Genomic DNA, 18,159 nt, shown 5'->3' with positions numbered 1-18,159 from the left:
GGGTGTCGCTGAACAGGATCGAACCTTGGCGAAAAGACGAGCCAGCCGGGCAGAGCCTGTCGAGATGATCGACGAACCTGACGAGATCGTCGCCGGGAGCGGCCTGGTCGATCGCCTGGTCGACCGAGTCATGGACAATCCGGCGATGTCCGGCGGATTCGTCGTCATGGCACTCACCGCCATCGCGGTTGTGTCGAACGCGGTCTTCCTTCAGACCGCCGATCACCCCGAGCCGCTGTTCATGACCCGGCCCGGCACCACGGCAGAGGTGTCGCCGGATACGACGCCGGCGGCAGCGCCGCCCGTGCCGCGGCCACGGGTCGAGACTGCGGTCGATGCGGTAGAGCCGCAGGCGTCACCCGAACCGCGGGAGGTGATCGAGGCCGCCGTTCCGGTCCCGACGCCGGCACCGCAACCGCCCGAGCCCGCGCCGGAACGCAAACTGGTCCGCGACCTGCAGGCCCGGCTCGCCGAGCAGGGACTCTACTCCGGCAAGATCGACGGTATCTCCGGATCGCGGACCCAATCCGCGATCGTCGCCTATCAGGAGGCGCAGGGCTTGCCGGTGACCGGCAAGCCAACCGCCGACATCCTCGACCACATCACCACGGCCTCGGTCGAGACGGCGGCGAAGGCGCCCGAGCCGACCCCGGTCGCGGTCAATCCCGCGCCGGCCGCAGAGCCGCCGCAGACGATCGAAGCGGTGGTCGGCGAACCGGTGGCGGAACAGCCGGAGCCGATACCGACGGCAGCCGACATCGCCCAGCGCAATCGTTATCTCTCCGTGCAGAGGGCCCTCAACCAGATCGGCTACGGGCCGGTCGCCGAAGACGGCCGGCCGGGCGACGCGATCGACAATGCGATCCGCCGTTTCGAACTCGACAACGGATTGCCGATCACCGGAACTCCAGATGACGGCGTGCTCGAGCGGCTGATCGCCATCGGTGCGCTCCAATCCACCTGACGGCGATGCGGGTTACCAGCGCCCTGTGGGTCGGCGCTTATGTTCGCCGGTGCTTCGCTGCCGGCGCGATGGCCGTGGTGATGCGCAAGGGGGCGAGCGAAGCTGGCGCGATCTTCATCGTCGTCGATCGGCTCGACGGAACCTCGGACTTCTATGCGCCGGCGCCGCAGGCCATCTTCGACGACGAACGGCCGACAGACCGCCGCTTCGAGCGGGTGGCGGAAGGCGCGGACGCAGCGGCCATCACAGAGCGGATCGCGCGCGAAACCAAGTTCGACCCGGATGTCTGGATCGTCGCGGTAGAGGACCGCGACGGCCGTTCCTTTGTCGACGATATCTGACATGCGGATTGAGGATCGGCGGCGTGCCGGCCGATGACGACTTTGCGACACTCCGGTTAGCACGCTGTTAACCATAGCGGCAGCTTAATCGGCTCCAGTCAAACCGAAGCGTTCGCCACCGGCCGGGGCGAAGAATCCGGCGAACCGATCTCGCAGAGGTCGCATGGGCACGATTCTGAGGTTCGATCCACGGTCCGCCGCCAGGCGCACGGCGCCCAGGCGCACGTCAGAACCGTGCCGGGTGGTGATCTTTCCGGGCGTGCGGATCGAACGCCCCGCGGTCGACCTCAGCTATCGCCTGAGGGACAGCGTCGGCCGCCGCGAGTTCGATCACCTCGGCACCAACCGGCCGCGCAAGACGTCCTAGTTCAAATATCCCGCGACCCGACGGCGCGTCTTGTCGCGCGCGACAGGCGTTCACCGAATCGTCACGGCTTGGACAATCGCGTGCAATCAAATTAGACCAACTCTAAGAGCACTCTCACCAGCCTCGAGGAATAACTCGATGAAAAAGAGCCTTGCCGTCAGCCGTCGCGGGTTCCTCACCACAGCCGGTGCCGCCGGTCTTGTCGCCGCCTCCGGGATCGCCATGCCGTATTATTCACGGGCCAACACCCGGCCGGTCTTCACCCATGGCGTGCAGTCGGGCGACGTCGACATGAGCTCAGGCATGATCTGGACCCGCGTCGATCGGCCCGCCAACGTCGTGTTCGAGATCGCGACGACGGACAGATTCGACGATGCGATCACGCTGCCGCCGCTCGGTGCGCTGCCCGAGGGGGACATGGCGGTGAAGCGGCTGGTGACCGGCCTTCCCTCTGACCAGGAGATCTTCTATCGGCTGACGGCCACCGATCTATCCGACGTCAACGCCGTGTCGGAGCCGATCGTCGGGCGATTCAGAACCGCGCCAACCTCGCAGCGGAGCATTACCTTCGCCTGGTCGGGGGATACCGCCGGGCAGGGCTGGGGCATCGACGAAACCGGCATGAAGACCTACGCGACGATGCTCAGCCATCGGCCGGATTTCTTCATCCACTCCGGCGACACGGTTTACGCCGACGGGCCGATGGTGGACGAGGTCGATTTCGACGACGGCACCCAATGGGTGAACACCGTGCTGATCGACGAAAAGCGCAAGGTCGCCGAAACCCTCGAAGAGTTCCGCGCCCAGTGGAAGTACAACATGCTCGACGCGCACCTCAGGGCGTTCAACGCCGAGGTGCCGACCTTCGCCCAATGGGACGACCATGAAGTGGTCAACAACTGGTCGAGCGCCAAGGACCTCTCCGGCGATGACCGCTACACCGAAAAATCGGTGCCGCTGCTCATCGCCCGCGCGACGCGGGCGTTCCATGAGATGATGCCGATCCGGTTTACGCCGACCGATCCGGCGCGCGTTTACCGCAAGATCGCCTACGGCCCGCATCTCGACGTGTTCTTCCTCGACCTGCGCTCTTATCGCGGTCCGAACGGTCCGTCGATGGAGACCGAACTGACGCCGGAAGCGCGGGTCCTCGGCGCCAGGCAGGTAGCGTGGCTGAAGCGCGAGCTGACGAATTCCGATGCGACCTGGAAGGTGATCGCCTCCGACATGCCGATCGGCCTGATCGTATGGGACAACTGGCAGGAACAAGCGGGTGCCGAAGCGATCGCCAATGGCGACAGCGGCCCGGCCAAGGGGCGCGAGCTCGAAGTCGCCGACCTGCTCCGCTTCATCAAGAATGCCGGGATCAACAATACCGTATGGCTGACTGCCGACGTGCACTACACGGCGGCGCACTATTACGATCCGTCAAACGCGCAGTTCCAGGACTTCACCCCGTTCTGGGAGTTCGTCTCCGGTCCGATCCACGCCGGCACCTTCGGCCCCAACGCACTCGACATGACCTTCGGTCCGGAAGTGAAGTTCGTGAAGGCACCGGCGGAAGGCCAGGGCGTCAACCTGCCGCCGACAGACGGCCTCCAGTTCTTCGGCCTGGTCGACATCGACGGACCGACAGGGCAGCTCACCGTGCGGCTGATGGATCGCGACGACAACGAACTCTATGCGGTGACGCTCGATCCGCGACGGAGCTGAGGCTTCTAGAGCGATCCGGCGCAATCGGCGGTGTCGAGGGCGGCGCGGGCCTGCGGCAGCAGTGTTTCGTCGGCGACGAACACGCGGATCAATGCGAAGCCCTGCTGAAGCGGAATCTCGACCACGATTGCGGTCTCGAGCGCGGACGGCGGGTCCTGGCGAAGCTGGGCCATCTGCACCGGCGTGATCACCGCCATGTCGAGTTCGGAGCGTTCCGCCGAGCGCTGGTTCAGGCTGAACCGGTTGCGGCCGCGCCGGTCGAACACCGCGATCGACCAGAAGTCGTTGGGCAACGTCGCGGTGATCCGCAACGGCCCGTCGGTCAGAGAAAAGCGGCACACGGCGTAGAGCATATGCGGGTCAAGCGAAGCGAGCGGCTCGGCGCCAGCTTCCGTGCGCGGCAGGGTGTGGAAGGTGTCTTCGCGGCCGAAGGTGGTCATCGCCGACCAGGCATCGTCGGTGGCGAAGTAGGGGACCATCACCACAGTGGCGATATGAATGACGCCGGCCAGCAGCACGCCCCCAACCACATAGAGCCAGGTGCGGTTCATCGGCATGCCTCGCGGCGGATTGCCGGCATGTCGGAGTCGACGAGGGTGCCCCCGGTGGTGAGCGGCGTATCGTAGAGCCGCAGGGTCAGGGTGAAGTCGCCGCTCGGATCGACCGGCAGCCAATTGCCCGACTGGACGTCGCTGGATACGGCGATGTCGAAACTGCCGTCGGGGCGGCGGACGATCTCGCGGGAGTGAAACCCGGACCGCTGGGCGGGATTGGCCATCAGCCGCCCCTCGGCATCGTAGGCGGTGAGCGTCCAGAGCCGAGCCGCAGGGGTCTGGCCGACGATCCGGTAGGTGCAGCCGCCAGTCAGCGGTTCACCGTCATGGTCGACGGCGGTGTTGAAGGCGAGCCCTTCGCCGGCGCCGAGCGGCACCTCACCAGTGCGGGCCAGATGGGCCATGGCATAGGGGTCGGCATCGGAAGCGCCGGCGGAGAGCCAGGCAGTCCACTCGCCGCTCGACACGGCGCCGAAGATGTAGCCGCGCTCGATCGCGAACCAGGCGCTGGTCAGACCGACGACTGCGGCAATGGCGATGGCTATCGCGATGTCGGTGAGCGGTCGCAATCAGCGTATCCCGGCTTGCTGGGGTTTCGCGGGACCCGGCGACATCGGCGGCGCCGACGGCCGACGTCTACTGGGCGACCGGCGACGGCGGCAGGACGTCGACGACCGTCTCGCCGCCGGCGACACCGAAGGCGGCGGGCGGCGCCGAGGGCTTGAAGTCGGCGACTGGTCCGACCTTCGGCGCGTCGCGCATCAGATCCTGCAGCCGGATCAGCCGTGTCGTGGTCGCCGCCGACAGGCTCGATGGCGCGCGGACGGCGTTTTCGTCGGCGGTGGCGTCGGCGACCGCCGCGGCCCCGTCGTCCGTCTCGGCCTCGGGATCGTCGACGAACGGGATCGGCTTAATCTCCACGCCGTCGTGGGCGAAGGTCATGAACCGGTTCCAGGTCATCGCCGGGAGCCGTCCGCCGGTGAGCCGCCGGGTCGGCTGGTAGTTGTCGTTGCCCATCCACACCGCGGCGACATAGTTGCCGGTGTAGCCGACGAACCAGGCGTCGCGATAAGCCGATGTCGTGCCGGTCTTGCCAGCGGTGCGGATGCCTTCGAGCTTCGCCCGGCGACCCGTCCCCCATTCTGGCACCTGAACCAGGATCTCGTTCATCGCGGCGACCGCTTCGTCCGGCAGGGCGCGCTCCTGCGGCGGCGCGTCCTCGCGGCGGTCGTAGATGACATCGCCGCGGCTGGTGATGATCTGAGTGAAGGCGTAGGGCGTCGCCCGGTAGCCGCCATTCGCCAACACCGCGTAGGCGCCCGCCATGTCGACAACCCGAACCTCGGCCGCGCCGAGCGGCAGCGAGCGGGTGATCAAAAGCTCGGTGGACAGGCCCATCTTCTTGGCGACATCGACAATCTTGTCGCGGCCGATGTTCTGGGCGAGCCGGACCGGCACCACGTTGATCGACTTCACCAGCGCGGTGGTCAGCGACACCGGGCCGGAGAAGCGGCCGTTATAGTTGCGCGGGCACCAGCCGCCGATGCAGATCGGCGCGTCGCGCACCACGCTGCCCGGGTTGAAGCCGTTCAGCATGGCGGTGGCGTAGACGAACGGCTTGAACGACGAACCCGGCTGGCGAAGCGCGTCGGTGGCGCGGTTGAACTGGCTCTCGCCATAGTCACGCCCGCCGACCATCGCGCGGACGGCGCCGTCCGGCTCCACCGCGACCAGCGCCGCCTGTCGGGCGCGGTAGGAGTCGCTGTTCTCGCGCAAGATCGATTCGACGGCTTCGTTGGCCGCGGTCTGCAACGAGACGTCGACGGTGGTGCGTACTGTCAGGCTGCGATCGCCGCGCGGACTGAGCCTCTTCACCTCCTCGAAGGCCCAGTCCATGAAGTAGTTGGGCGAGCCGGCGACATCCGGCTGCTCGATGACGTTGGCGGGACGGCGGCGGGCGCCGATCACCTGGCCCTCGGTGAGGAAGTCGGCCTGCACCATATTGGTGAGCACTTCGTTGGCGCGGGCCCGGGCCGCCGGCAGGTTGATATGCGGGGCGTAGCGCGCCGGCGCCTTGAACAGGCCCGCGAGCAGCGCCGACTCCGCCAGGTTCACGTCCGTCACCGCCTTGTCGAAATAGAATTCCGACGCCGCCTCGACACCGAAATTGCCGCCACCCATATAGGCCCGGTCGAGATAGAGCTTGAGGATCTCATCCTTCGACAGGTTGGCCTCGAGCCACAGGGCGAGAAACGCTTCCTTGACCTTGCGCTCGATGGTCCGTTCGTTCGACAGGAACAGGTTCTTGGCGAGTTGCTGGGTGATCGACGAGCCGCCCTGGACCACCGCCGCGGCGCGCAGGTTTTCGTTCATAGCGCGGATCGTGCCGAAGACGTCGATGCCGAAATGCTCGAAGAAGCGCCGGTCCTCGGTGGCGAGAACCGCCTTGATGAGATGATCCGGCATTTCCTCCAGCGGCACCGTCTCCTTGCGCTTGATGCCGCGCTTGCCGATCTCGGTGCCGTTGCGGTCGAGGAAGGTCACCGAATAGTCGCCCTGCGCCCGCCAGCCGAGGCGAGTGGCGTCGAAGGCGGGAAGCGCCAGGGCGAGGGCGAGAATGGCGCCGCCGAGGCCAAGGGTGAGCACGTCGGACCCGACTTCAGCGGTCGCACGGGAGACGCCGGTCAGGCGGAACCGACGCATGAATACCGAGAAGGATTCGGCCCAGCCGGCAATGAAGCGACCGATGCGGAAGAGACCGGTATCGACCCAGGAATCGATGTCGATCAGGCGGATGGACCGCCGTTTGCGGTTGGTCGACTGGAAAGGATCACGCAAGGGCACAGAATCTGTCCGGACGACGTGACTGGTTGAGACGGTGTCGCCGATTGGCGCAGGATAGGCAAGGGGCGCTTGAGAAGGAAGGCCTCGCCCATCAGTCGCAGGCGGCCCCGATGACAGCTCAAAGTGGGCATCGGCTGGTCCGCGCCACAGCCGTGATGTATCGAGAGATCATGGATTCAAACAAAAACAGACCGCCCACCGGGCCCAGCGATTGGCCGGCCGAAGCGGACCCCCCGACGGACCTCGCGGCGCCTTCCGCGGGGGATCAGGAGATTCCGTTCTGGCGGCGGCTATCTTTGAGCGAGATGTCGCAAGACGAGTGGGAGTCGCTGTGCGACGGCTGTGCGCGCTGCTGCCTCAACAAGCTCGAGGACTGGGACACCGGCGAGATCTTCTGGACCGAGGTGGTCTGTCGCCTGCTCGACGACGAGACCTGTACCTGCACCGACTATCCCAATCGGACGGCCCGGGTGCCGGACTGCCAACCGCTTACCCCGGAAAACGTGCCGCGGCTGACGTGGCTGCCGCCAACCTGCGCCTACAAGCTGGTGGCGGAGGGGCGCGACCTCTACTGGTGGCACCCGCTGGTGTCCGGCGATCCGGACACCGTTCATTATGCCGGTATCTCGGTGCGGGGGCGGACGATCAGCGAGGAGGGACTCGCGCCCGAGGATCTTGAGAACCACGTCGTCGCGTGGCCGGGGGAGACACCGGCGACTGCCACCCGCGACGGAGAAGACGGATGACCGAGGCAGCGGCGGACGGCGACGCTCAACCGATCCCGATCCGCGTCGTGATCGTGACCATGTATGAGTCGATCGGCGAGACCGACACCGAAGTCGGCGAGTATCGCATCTGGGCCGACCGGCCGGCCTTCGCCGAACGGCTTCCGTTTCCGATCAGCGACGAGCCGCTGGCGCTCGACCGATCGCGCGGAGTGCTGGTGGTCAATACCGGGGTAGGCACGGCGCGGGCGGCGGCAACCATAACGGCGCTCGGCCTCGATCCGCGTTTCGATCTCACCCGGAGCTACTGGCTGGTGGCGGGTGTGGCCGGCGGCAATGCCCGGCTCGTGCCACTTGCCTCGGCGTGCTGGGCCGAGTGGGTGGTCGACGGCGATCTCGCCCATCAGATCGACGGGCGGGAGATCCCTGCCGACTGGGACACGGGGTTCATCCCCTTGTTCCGGTCGCGGCCCTATGAACAGCCGCGGCCGTCCGACCAATGGGGCAACGTCTATCACCTCGACCCGGGGCTGGTCGATTGGGCGTATCAATTGACTCGCAACGTGGCGATCACGCCGCCGGTCGGGCTGGAGGCGTGGCTCGCGACCTTCTCGGCGTCCGAAGCGGCGGCCAAGCCGCCGATTGTCATGAAGGGCGATACGCTGTCGACGGCGACCTTCTGGCACGGGCACTGGATGAACGACTGGGCCAGCGATTGGGTGCGTTACTGGACCGACGGGGCCGGCACTTTCGCAACCAGCGCGATGGAAGACACCGGTACGCTGGCGGCGCTGACCCGGCTGGCGGTGGCGGGGCGGGTCGACCGCGACCGGGTCCTGGTGCTGCGCACGACGAGCAACTTCACCGCTCAGCCGGACGAGCAGACCGCGGCGGAGAGCCTCGCGGTCGAAAGCGCATCGTTCTCGGCCAAGGGCGCGGCGGTCGAAGCGGCCTACGCTGTGGGGCGCGTTGTGGTCGACGAGATCGTGGACACCTGGGACCGCGCGGCCGCAACGATTCCGCGGACTTGAGCGCCCTGCGTTTGCAATGGCGGCGTCGGCGTTCTAGGTGCTGACCACGCGGAGACATCAGGAAAAGAGGGGTGACGGATGGACATTGCTGGAAAGAAGGCACTGGTCTTCGGCGGAACATCGGGGATCGGGCTTGCCGCGGCGAGCCAACTCGTGGAACGCGGCGCGACGGTGGTGGCAGCGAGCCGCAATCCGGATCGGGCCGGTGACCCACCGCCGGGTGTCACATTCACGTCGTGCGACGTGCGCGATGAGGCGGCAGTCGCCAAGCTTTGCGCCGAGACGGCGCCCTACGATATTCTGATCAACGCCGCGACGGGCGGCGACCGGGCGGTCGGGCCGTTTCTGGAGATGGACATGGCCGGCTATCGCGGGTCGTTCAACAAGCTCTGGGGCTATGCCAATGCCGTTCGGTTCGGCGCGGAGTTCCTGCCGCCGGACGGCTGCATCGTGCTGGTCAGCGGCGCCCCGGCGCGGCGGAAAAAGCCGGGCCAAATCTCGCTGGCCTCCGTGGGTGGTGCAGTCGAAGCCTTCGTGCGTGGCCTCGCCCCGGAAATCGCGCCGCGGCGGATCAATGTGGTCTCGCCTGGCTTCATCGACACACCGATGTTCGGCCCGGCGGGATCCGAGCGCACCGCCGCCGTCAACGAACGCTCCGCCGGCCACATCATTCCGCGCGGCGGAGCACCGGACGAGGTCGCGATGGCGATCATATTCCTCATCGAGAATGACTTCGTGACGGGAACGACCGTCGATGTCGACGGCGGCTGGCTGTTGAGTGGATGAACCGCGACGGCTTCACTGTTGCGATGGTCTCCGGTAGACAAACCGGCAGATGCGAGGGCGCAAGCCGGGTGCGGATCAACGGGCCGGCGGTTAGGGCGCTCTCCTTGAAACGGGGGTGACGATGCCAAGACTGACGATCGGTTTCCTACTCGCGGCGTTCGCTTGGGCCGGGTTCACCGGTGGTGCAGGCGCGCAGGATCAGTCCGATGACGGACCGATCACGATCGGTGTCGCGATGGCGACCAAGGCGCAGCCGCGCTGGACTTTCGACGTGGCCGCGATGCAAGAACGCGCCGAGGAGGTCGGCGCGGAACTGATCGTCGACTGGGCCTATGGCGATGCCGCAGGGCAGCTCTGGCAGGTCGAGACCCTGATCAACCGCCATGTCGACGCGCTGATCGTCGTCGCCGTCGACGACGCGGCGTCGCAACGCCTGGTCACCGAGGCGAACGACGCGGACATTCCGATCATCGCCTATGACATCGGCATTGCCGACGCCAACATCGACTACTTCCTGACCCGCGACAACGAGGCCGTCGGGCGGCTGCAGGTCGAGGCGGCGCTTGCCGCCGCGCCGCCCAATGCCGACGATCCGCCGGCCTATGCCCTGATCAAGGGCGATCAATCCAACCCGGTCGCGCGGGCGATTGCCGATGTCTACGAAGAAACGCTGCGGCCGCTGGCCGATGCCGGCGAGATCGACATAGTCTTCGACCGATGGCACGCGGAGTGGTCCTCGCTCGAGGCGCGTACCACCGCAGAGGCCGCCATCATCCGCGGTGTCGATGCTTTCGTCGCGTCGAACGATACGCTGGCAGTGGGGGTCGCCCGCGCGCTGATCGATGCGCGGCAGCAGGACGACGGGGTGTTCGTATCGGGGCTGGACGCCGACATCATCAACGACACGCTGATCGTCGAGGGCGTCATCGACATGACGGTGTGGACGCAGATCGAGGTGATGGCGGAGGAGGCGATCGACGCGGCGGTGGCCCTCGCCAAGGGCGAGCCGCCGCGGTTCGACACCACCGTCGATCTCGGCGCCGGCCCGATTCCGACCGCATTGATCGAGGTGGTGCCGGTCACCGCCGACAACATGTGCGAGTGGATCCTCGACATCGCGCCGGATGGCTGGGCCACGCCGGACGATGTCTATGGCCGACTGCCCCGCCCGGCCGCCTGCGAGGTCGTGCCGCCGCCGGATGACCAAGTCGTTACCATCGGCGTGGCGATGGCGACCAGGGCGCAGCCGCGCTGGGACTTCGACGTGGCGGCGATGCAGGAACGCGCCGACGAGATCGGCGCCGAACTGATGGTCCAATGGGCGTATGGCGACGCCATCGATCAGTTGTGGCAGGTGGACATTCTGATCGCCAACAAGGTCGATGCGCTGATCGTTGTCGCGGTGGACGGCGGCGCGGCACGCCGCTTCGTCGAGCGGGCCAACAGCGTCGGCATACCGATCGTCGTTTACGACATTCCGGTGGAAAGCGCGGGAATCGATTATTTCGTCACCCGCGACAACGCAGCGGCCGCCCAACTACAGGTCGACGCGGCGCTCGCCTTCGCGCCGCCAGACGCGGCCGATCCGCCGCGCTATGCCCTGATCAAGGGCGATCGTGGCAACGCCGTGGCCCGCGAAATGGCCGATGTCTACGACGCCGTTCTCGGGCCGTTGGCTGAGGCTGGCGAGATCGAGATCACCACCGATCGGTGGCATGCCGACTGGTCATCGTACGATGCTCGCCAGACCGCCGAGATCGCGCTGATCCAGTCGGACGTCGACGCGTTCGTCGTCTCCAACGACACGCTCGCCCTCGGGGTTGCCGGGGCACTTCACGACGTCGGGCGCGATGGCGAGGTGTTCGTCTCCGGACTCGACGCGGACATCCCCAACGATCAGTTGATCGTCGAAGGGACGATCACCATGACGGTGTGGACCGAAATCGAGCGCATGGCGCGTGAGGCGGTGGACGCGGCGGTCGCCATGGCCTCGGGCAACGCGCCACTGTTCGACGCGGAGATCGACACCGGTTACGGCCCCGTCCCCACCGGACTGATCGAAGTCGTGCCGGTCGACGCCGATACGATGTGCGATTGGATCCTCGACATCGCGCCGGACGGCTGGGTGACGGTCGCCGATGTCTATGTTCGGGTGCCGCCGCCTCCGCCTTGTGACGCGGTTGAGGAGTAGCCGCAACACGCTCGGCTGGGGAACCACCGCAGGTTTTTGATTCCGGCGCCAAGCCCGTGCCATTCTTGCCGGCCAAAGGCGAGCGAAAGGCATGCGCGGAGGCGGTATCCCGGATCGGTTGCTCTCCCTGGTCTATGCGACACAGACCGATCGCACTGTGTGGCGGGCGGTCTGTGAGGAGTTGAACCACGTTCTGTCTGTGCCGATCATGATGTTCGGCCATAACCTCGCCAGGAACGAAAGCCTTGGGATCGTCGCCGGTGGGCTCGATCCGTCCGAGGTCAACCGGTATCACGAGCACTTCGCCGACCAGAACCCCTGGATGCACATGAATCTGATGATGCCCGCCGGCCAGGTCGGCACATCGGACCAGGCACTGGAACGGCGCGAACTGTTCAAGACCGCGTTCTACAACGACTGGCTTCGACGCCAGGAGAACATCGTCGCCGGGCCGTTCATGATGTGCCACCGCACGCGCGATACGTTCGTCGGTCTTGCCGCGGCGTGTCGACAACGGGACGTGGAGGACACCTTGCCGATCGCCCAGTGCCTGCTGGAAGCGCTGGCGCCGCACCTGAACCGGGCGATCACTTATGCGTCGCTGACCCGGTCCGCCGATCCGCCCTCGTTGGCCTATCTGCGGGCGAGCCGTCACGCTGTCGTGCTCCTCAGCCAGAGCGGTCGGGTGGCGTTCACCAATCCGTCGGCGGACCGGTTCCTCAAGGAACAGCGATTTTTCGCGATCGACACAAGCGATCGCCTCCACGCGGATGGACCCGAAACCGGCACATTCCTGGCAGGACTCACGAGCGTGTGCACAACCGGCAAGCCATCCGACTTGCCCGATCCGCTTTGTCTCTACGCCGCGGACGGCCGGGTTTTTGTCATGCACGCCCATTGGTTTCCCGATGAAGCGCAGGATTCGTTCCCATCGGCCGCATGGAGCGACCCGATCACCGCAGCTTTGGTGGTCGCCGGTGGATACTCCCAAGACAGCGCCCGTGACTTCGGTCGGATCGCGCACTCGTTCGGTGCGACGCCCGCCGAAGCAAAGCTCGCAGCGGCCCTGATGCTCGGGGAGACCCTCAGCGACTATGCCGATCGCAACCGGCTGAGCCGCCACACCGTGCGCAATCAGATGCGGGCGCTGTTGCAGAAGTCGGGGGCCGGCAGTCAGGGAAGCTTCATCCGGCGGATGGGATATCTGGCCTCGCCATTCGATTCCCTGCACTGAACGGACATTGACTGGCGCCCATAGCGCAAATGCGTCATGCGGGCCGGAGCCGGTCGCACCTAGGCTGGGGACGAAAGCTTCGCTCATCTCCGGCTCGAGTTCTTACCATGATCATCCGACGCGCCCTTGCGATCTCCGCTCTTTTGTCGCTCACGGCAGGTCCTCTGTCGGCCGCCGACGATGCGCCGCAGCCGACCACGTCACCGACCAACTCCCGCGACGGGACGCTGATCCAGACGGATGTGTTCCCCGACGACGAAGCCGCGTCCAAGCTCAAGGTGAGCCAAAAAAACCTCGACCGCTTCGTCAAGGCGCGTGCCGCGATCGGCAACGATGTCGCCAGTTTTCAAAAAATGGCTGCCGCTGCTTCCAAGAACCTGACACCGGCCGAGCAGCAACAGTTGAAAGGGTTGCTGGCCGACATCCGCAAACAGGCTGGCGCTGTCAGCACGTACGCCAAGGCGTCGGGAAACCCGGCTGCGGAGAAAATCGCGTCTCAGCTCATCATCAATGACGATATCCTTGGGGAACAGGCCATGATCGTTGCCACGGCGAAGCTGCTCGCCGATCTGGATGCGCAACTTGGTCTGCTCGAACCGGTCGTTCACCGATAGGCCGGCGAAGCGATGCAACTCGGCCGTCCACGGTGGGCGAGCAGGCGCTTGGTTGTCCTCGCGCTCCTGGCGAGTCTGACCGGCTCCGCCGAAGCACAAGATGCCTGCCGCGCGTATGCCGACACCGCGGTCGCCCAGCATGAGACCAACCGGGAGAACGGCTGCGGTTTTGCCGGCGTCCGCTGGCATACCGATCGCCGAGGACACGAGACGTTCTGCCGGGTGTTCGGTCCGAAGAAGGCTGACGAGGAAGCCGAAGCGCGACAGGCCAGTCTCGATGGTTGCATCGCCAAAACGACCGACGAGGCCGGAACCGATGCAGCGACCGGGGCGTGCCGAAAGTCGGAAATCGCCGAAGGGGAGGGCGCCACAACCCAAGCCGCCCGCGCCGCCGCCCAGGACAAGCTCGGTTTCCAGCGGGCGCAGATGATCAACGACGGCTACCCCAAGTGTCTGTTTCACCAACTGGGCTGCACTGGCGGCAGCGGCGCCCGAACCTGCTGGCTTTCCGTATCCTGCTGCGTCGACGGGGACTGAGCGAGGAGGCGGTCCGTCCTGCGGCTGCCCCCGCGTGATCGCCCGACATCAGTCACGCTCGGCTGTTGGCCATAGGCCGCGAATCGATACACTGCCTGCATGAAGCTCGTCAGCGTTAACACCGGCAGGGCCGAACCGATCGCCACCAAGAGCGGCGAAACCGGCATCTTCAAACATCCTCGGTCGGAGGCCGTGGCGGTCGGCCGCCTCGGGGTCGCCGGGGACACGATCTGCGACACCGAGAATCACGGCGGCGTCGATCAGGCGGTCTATGTCTACGGCACACCGGACTACGCCTGGTGGTCGAGGGAACTCGGCCGCGACCTGGTGCCGGGTACGTTCGGCGAGAACCTGACTGTCGACGGCCTGGCGAGCGCGGATATCTGTGTCGGCGACCGGCTGACCGTTGGCGACGTGGTGCTGGAAGTGACCGGCCCGCGAATCCCATGCGTGACATTGGCCGCACGCATGGACGACACGCTGTTCGTCAAGCGCTTTCTCCAGGCCGAGCGGCCGGGCGTCTACTGCCGGGCGATCACTGAAGGAACGGTTGCCGCCGGCGATCCGGTGGCGTTGACGCCGTTCCCGGGCGAGCGCGTGGCTGTTCTCGAACTCAACCGGTTGTTCTCGAACCTCGACACGCTCGATGAGGCGACCACTCGCCGGTGGCTGGCGGCGCCGGTGCATCACAAATTGCGGGACCGTCTCGAAGCGCGGTGGGGGTAGGCTGGGGAGTAATAGAAAGCGCCGTCAAAATCGACGGCGCCAGGCCCACCGCGGTCGAGGCTGAAGCCGGGCAACAACGTCTTTCAACGCATCCCTGTAGCGCTCGACCAGATCGTTATGAAACTGATGGCGCTCTTGCGGGGTGAAGCGAAAAAGGACGCTGCCGGCATTCTTGCGATTGCCGAACGCCTCGCGCGGGACGCCCGCGGACTCAACAATTCGACGCGGGATGGGGCGATCGTACTTGCCGCCGACGGAGAACGGAGCCATTTCATCGCTGCGTGAGATTTTCCGAACCCGCCTGACATTCTGCGCGCCATAGAAAGCCAACGGAACGTGCACGAAGCCTAACCGTTTGCGAAACTCGTCAAGGCCGCTGCCGGCAACGTCGGGACGTGTGATATTCGGGTCGCGAGACGCTTTCGCGGCCCACATCCTGTCGCCATGAACACCGGTGAAGTAAACGGCGCCCTGAAGATGCGGGGCAAAGGGGGCAAAGATGGCGTCCTCCGGTGTCGTGATCGCTCCGAGGAAGGCGTCGACCTCAGGCAGCGTCGTCAGATCGACGTCGGCCGGGTTGACGAACCGCCCGCCGACTCCCCGGGTTTCGATGGCCGTGGCGAAGCGGGTGTACTCGTGGCAGGGGATGTTCCACATGGCCGCGATATGGGCGCCGCTGTCGTCGCGACCGCCGCGCGCCGTGCTGAGTGACACGGTTTCGATGTCGCCGAGTTGCTTGACGATGGCGGTCACAGCCGGGGAATCGTAACCACCGCTGATGCTCGAGACGATCCGACCAAAGGGGTGCCGTCGCTGCGGAGCAGCGGCGTTGGCGATGATGGACCGGGCGATAGCGGCAAGCCTTTCGACATAATCGTCGTAGTCCACGAACAGCGCGGGCGGCCGCAAGATGGTCTCGACCGGGGTATCGCGGTTCAAACGGAGCCTGAACCGGGAGAACGCCAATCGAAAGAACGTGCCCGAGCGCGCGCGGTGCAAAACCCGCTCGTAAGTGCCGATGCCGTCTTTGATCGTCTTCGCCCGTGCTTCAACCGCTGCAAACATCGGTAGCGCCAAATCAGAGTTCGGTGCCGCGGCGCTGAGACATGCGAAGGAGTTGGAGATCAGCCAGCGTGGCTGCGAAGCGAATCGAAAACAGTAGATCGCCTCGAGGCTGTGGCTGGGTGGGGCGACAATGAGCCGTTGGCCTTTGAGCGCCGCGCCCGATCCGCAGCGAAACGACGAGCCGAGCATCCCGGTCTTGCTGAAATCGCCGGCCCACGCGCCTTCGGCGAACCAGTCGTCTCCGCCTTCGACCAGCGAACCTCTGTAGAGGACAACACCATCCCGCCGGTAATCCATGAGCCAGGAACCGGGCGGCAGCCCCGGCATATCGATGGTTCGCAGCATGTATCGATGGCTCTCGTGAGGGGATAGTCGACGTCGCGTACTATACGTCTGATCGATCTTAGGTCGCTAAGTTGCTTCGCCCAAGAGGCGCCGGGCCCGATGGGACGCGGGTCACATAGATCGAATTGTAGGAAAACAATCCTTGACACCGTAACGCGTGCGGCGTATTCTGCGGGCACAGTCGCGGTAGTGGGCGACGGGGAGCTTCCTCCCACCCCGGGAGACCCATGATACCACCGCGGCATCCCTCACCCCCCGATGCGTCAGCGTCGGGGGTTTTTTCATGATGAAGCCCGTGGCGATGCAATGACCCTGGCACCGATCCCGCCGGCGGCAGACCGGTCGGCTGAACCGAGCGGGGAGCGGTCGAAGAGCGCCAACACCCTCGACGCCCTGATGGCCGATTCAGCCGTTCGCGAGTCGATACGCTACCGGATCGAACAGACGTCGGAGTCCCTCCATGCGATCGCCAAGGACCATGGCGTGCCGCGCGGATCGCTCCATTCGCTGATGCGCCAGAAAGGATGGACGCGTCCACGCGACGCACCGAAAGCACACCGGCCGCGCGGAGCGCCGCGCCTCGCCGACATGGGTGTGGTCCGCGGGCGCCTGCTCAAGGCCGTCAGCCGGCAGATCGCCCGGATCGAGAAGCGGGGCGATGCCAACGACCCGGCCGGCGACGAAAAGGATGCGCGCACGCTGGTCTCTCTCGCCAAGACCCTCGAAACTCTGATTGCGCTCGAAAGGGACGTCGGCGCCGACCAGCAGACGGAGCCCACCGACCGTGCCAGCCTGCGAGCCGCGCTTGCGCGACGCATTGACCAGTGGGCGGAAGAGGGGAGCAAATCCGCTTAACCTGATCGACTCGCTCTCCGACAAGCAAATCCGCTACCTCCTCGATGTCTGGGAGGAGAACGGACGCGACGAGCAGTTGCCACCGCGGGGTGACTGGCTGGTCTGGCTGATGCTCGGCGGCCGCGGCGCCGGCAAGACCCGGGCCGGTGCGGAATGGGTGCGCGCCATGGCGCTTGGCGAGCCGCCGTTCGCGGCCGATCCGGTCGGGCCGATCGCGCTGGTGGGCGAGACACTCGCCGACGTTCGCGAGGTCATGGTGGAGGGGCCGTCGGGTGTCCTCAGCGTGCATGGACGCGACAAACGGCCGGTGTGGCTGCCGTCGCGTCGCCGGCTCGAATGGCCGAACGGCATGACCGCCCACGCGTTTTCATCCGAAGATCCCGAAAGCCTGCGCGGTCCGCAATTCGCTGCCGCCTGGTCCGACGAACTCGCCAAATGGAAGCACGCCGAGGCGACCTGGGACATGCTCCAGTTCGGCCTGCGGCTCGGGGACCGGCCGCGCCAGGTGGTGACCACCACGCCACGGCCGATCCCGCTGCTGCGACAATTGCTCGATGCGGACGGTACGGTGCGCACCCACGCTGCCACCTACGCGAACCGGCTGAACCTCGCGCCGGGATTCCTCGACCGGGTGGTCGGCCGCTATGCCGGGACGCGGCTCGGGCGCCAGGAACTGGAAGGGGAACTGATCGCCGATCGCGTCGACGCGCTGTGGCAGCGCGAGGCGATCGAGACGGGCCGGGTCGACTCGGCCCCAACGCTCGGACGGATCGTGGTGGCGGTCGATCCGCCGGCCTCGGCGCGCAGCGGTGTCTGCGGCATCGTCGCCGCCGGTCTCGGCCGCGACGGCACCGGCTACGTCCTCGCCGACGCCACCGTTCAGGCCGCGCGCCCGGATCGCTGGGCCGGGGCGGCGCTGAATCTCTATCGGCGGCTTGATGCCGACGCGCTGGTCGCTGAGGTCAATCAAGGCGGCGATATGGTGGCCGCAGTCATCGCCCAGGTCGACGCGAACGTTCCGGTTACCACGGTGCGCGCGACGCGGGGCAAGTGGGTGCGTGCCGAGCCGGTCGCCGCGCTCTACGCGCAAGGGCGGGTGCGTCACGCGGGAACGCTGCGGGCGCTGGAAGACCAGCTCTGCGATTTCGGCCCGGACGGCCTGAGCCAGGGGCGTTCGCCCGACCGGCTCGACGCGATGGTGTGGGCAATCACCGCGCTAATGCTGACGCGTGGCGAGCCACGGGTGCGGGGCGTTTAGGACCGCGGG

18 protein-coding genes are annotated in these 18,159 nt (G+C 66.3%); 14 read left to right on the top strand and 4 right to left on the bottom strand.

The features are described from left to right. The first annotated feature begins 25 nt into the window (after positions 1-25). From ACO076_RS18435 to ACO076_RS18420, 4 genes are all read left to right on the top strand, one after another. Entirely contained in the window at positions 26-964 is a 939-nt protein-coding gene (locus ACO076_RS18435; protein WP_421724275.1) for a peptidoglycan-binding domain-containing protein, read from the top strand. A 5-nt stretch (positions 965-969) separates the two neighbouring features. Continuing rightward, on the top strand, positions 970-1,305 hold the full coding sequence (locus tag ACO076_RS18430) for a DUF1491 family protein (protein ID WP_421724274.1): 336 nt from the start codon (positions 970-972) through the stop codon (positions 1,303-1,305). A 241-nt stretch (positions 1,306-1,546) separates the two neighbouring features. Next, entirely contained in the window at positions 1,547-1,672 is a 126-nt protein-coding gene (locus ACO076_RS18425) for a hypothetical protein (protein ID WP_421724273.1), read from the top strand. A gap of 138 nt (positions 1,673-1,810) precedes the next feature. Continuing rightward, on the top strand, positions 1,811-3,385 hold the full coding sequence (locus ACO076_RS18420) for an alkaline phosphatase D family protein (RefSeq protein ID WP_421724272.1): 1,575 nt from the start codon (positions 1,811-1,813) through the stop codon (positions 3,383-3,385). A gap of 5 nt (positions 3,386-3,390) precedes the next feature. On the opposite strand, the gene ACO076_RS18415 is transcribed toward ACO076_RS18420, so the two are convergent. The 3 genes from ACO076_RS18415 to ACO076_RS18405 form a co-directional block, all read right to left on the bottom strand. Further along, positions 3,391-3,936, bottom strand: a complete 546-nt coding sequence (locus ACO076_RS18415) for a DUF1254 domain-containing protein (protein WP_421724271.1) — start codon at positions 3,934-3,936, stop codon at positions 3,391-3,393. Then, entirely contained in the window at positions 3,933-4,508 is a 576-nt protein-coding gene (locus ACO076_RS18410) for a DUF1214 domain-containing protein (protein ID WP_421724270.1), read from the bottom strand. Before ACO076_RS18410 ends, ACO076_RS18415 begins: the two co-directional genes overlap by 4 nt. Positions 4,509-4,575: 67 nt before the next feature. After that, on the bottom strand, positions 4,576-6,777 hold the full coding sequence (locus ACO076_RS18405) for a transglycosylase domain-containing protein (RefSeq protein ID WP_421724269.1): 2,202 nt from the start codon (positions 6,775-6,777) through the stop codon (positions 4,576-4,578). Positions 6,778-7,055: 278 nt separating this feature from the next. Here ACO076_RS18405 and ACO076_RS18400 point away from each other — a divergent pair, with 278 nt between their 5' ends. From ACO076_RS18400 to ACO076_RS18365, 8 genes are all read left to right on the top strand, one after another. Next, entirely contained in the window at positions 7,056-7,529 is a 474-nt protein-coding gene (locus ACO076_RS18400) for a YcgN family cysteine cluster protein (RefSeq protein WP_421726773.1), read from the top strand. Then, on the top strand, positions 7,526-8,539 hold the full coding sequence (locus tag ACO076_RS18395) for a hypothetical protein (RefSeq protein WP_421724268.1): 1,014 nt from the start codon (positions 7,526-7,528) through the stop codon (positions 8,537-8,539). The genes ACO076_RS18400 and ACO076_RS18395 overlap by 4 nt, the downstream gene beginning before the upstream one ends. Before the next feature lie 78 nt (positions 8,540-8,617). Continuing rightward, positions 8,618-9,325: an SDR family oxidoreductase gene (locus tag ACO076_RS18390; RefSeq protein ID WP_421724267.1), complete on the top strand. Its 708-nt coding sequence runs from the start codon at positions 8,618-8,620 to the stop codon at positions 9,323-9,325. 121 nt (positions 9,326-9,446) lie between these two features. Next, the gene (locus ACO076_RS18385) at positions 9,447-11,516 is read left to right on the top strand and encodes a substrate-binding domain-containing protein (RefSeq protein WP_421724266.1); all 2,070 of its coding nucleotides are present in this window, start codon (positions 9,447-9,449) and stop codon (positions 11,514-11,516) included. Positions 11,517-11,607: 91 nt separating this feature from the next. Next, positions 11,608-12,750 (top strand): helix-turn-helix transcriptional regulator, encoded by a 1,143-nt coding sequence (locus ACO076_RS18380; protein WP_421724265.1) that lies wholly within the window; start codon positions 11,608-11,610, stop codon positions 12,748-12,750. Positions 12,751-12,779: 29 nt separating this feature from the next. Further along, positions 12,780-13,364, top strand: a complete 585-nt coding sequence (locus ACO076_RS18375; RefSeq protein ID WP_421724264.1) for a hypothetical protein — start codon at positions 12,780-12,782, stop codon at positions 13,362-13,364. Positions 13,365-13,412: 48 nt separating this feature from the next. After that, on the top strand, positions 13,413-13,901 hold the full coding sequence (locus ACO076_RS18370) for a hypothetical protein (RefSeq protein WP_421724263.1): 489 nt from the start codon (positions 13,413-13,415) through the stop codon (positions 13,899-13,901). Between the two features lie 99 nt (positions 13,902-14,000). Continuing rightward, positions 14,001-14,627, top strand: a complete 627-nt coding sequence (locus ACO076_RS18365) for an MOSC domain-containing protein (protein WP_421724262.1) — start codon at positions 14,001-14,003, stop codon at positions 14,625-14,627. A gap of 24 nt (positions 14,628-14,651) precedes the next feature. Here the strand turns inward: ACO076_RS18365 and ACO076_RS18360 are convergent, their stop codons facing one another. Next, positions 14,652-16,037, bottom strand: a complete 1,386-nt coding sequence (locus ACO076_RS18360; protein ID WP_421724261.1) for a hypothetical protein — start codon at positions 16,035-16,037, stop codon at positions 14,652-14,654. A 306-nt stretch (positions 16,038-16,343) separates the two neighbouring features. Here ACO076_RS18360 and ACO076_RS18355 point away from each other — a divergent pair, with 306 nt between their 5' ends. Both ACO076_RS18355 and ACO076_RS18350 read left to right on the top strand, forming a co-directional pair. Next, positions 16,344-16,892, top strand: coding sequence for a hypothetical protein (locus ACO076_RS18355; protein WP_421724260.1), 549 nt, complete (start codon positions 16,344-16,346; stop codon positions 16,890-16,892). Then, on the top strand, positions 16,843-18,150 hold the full coding sequence (locus ACO076_RS18350; RefSeq protein WP_421724259.1) for a DNA-packaging protein: 1,308 nt from the start codon (positions 16,843-16,845) through the stop codon (positions 18,148-18,150). Before ACO076_RS18355 ends, ACO076_RS18350 begins: the two co-directional genes overlap by 50 nt. The last annotated feature ends 9 nt before the right edge of the window (positions 18,151-18,159 follow it).

The sequence above is a fragment of the Bauldia sp. genome (genome assembly GCF_965232525.1).
Taxonomy (GTDB): Bacteria; Pseudomonadota; Alphaproteobacteria; order Rhizobiales; family Kaistiaceae; genus Bauldia.
This window is presented reverse-complemented; position numbering and strand designations above follow the sequence as displayed.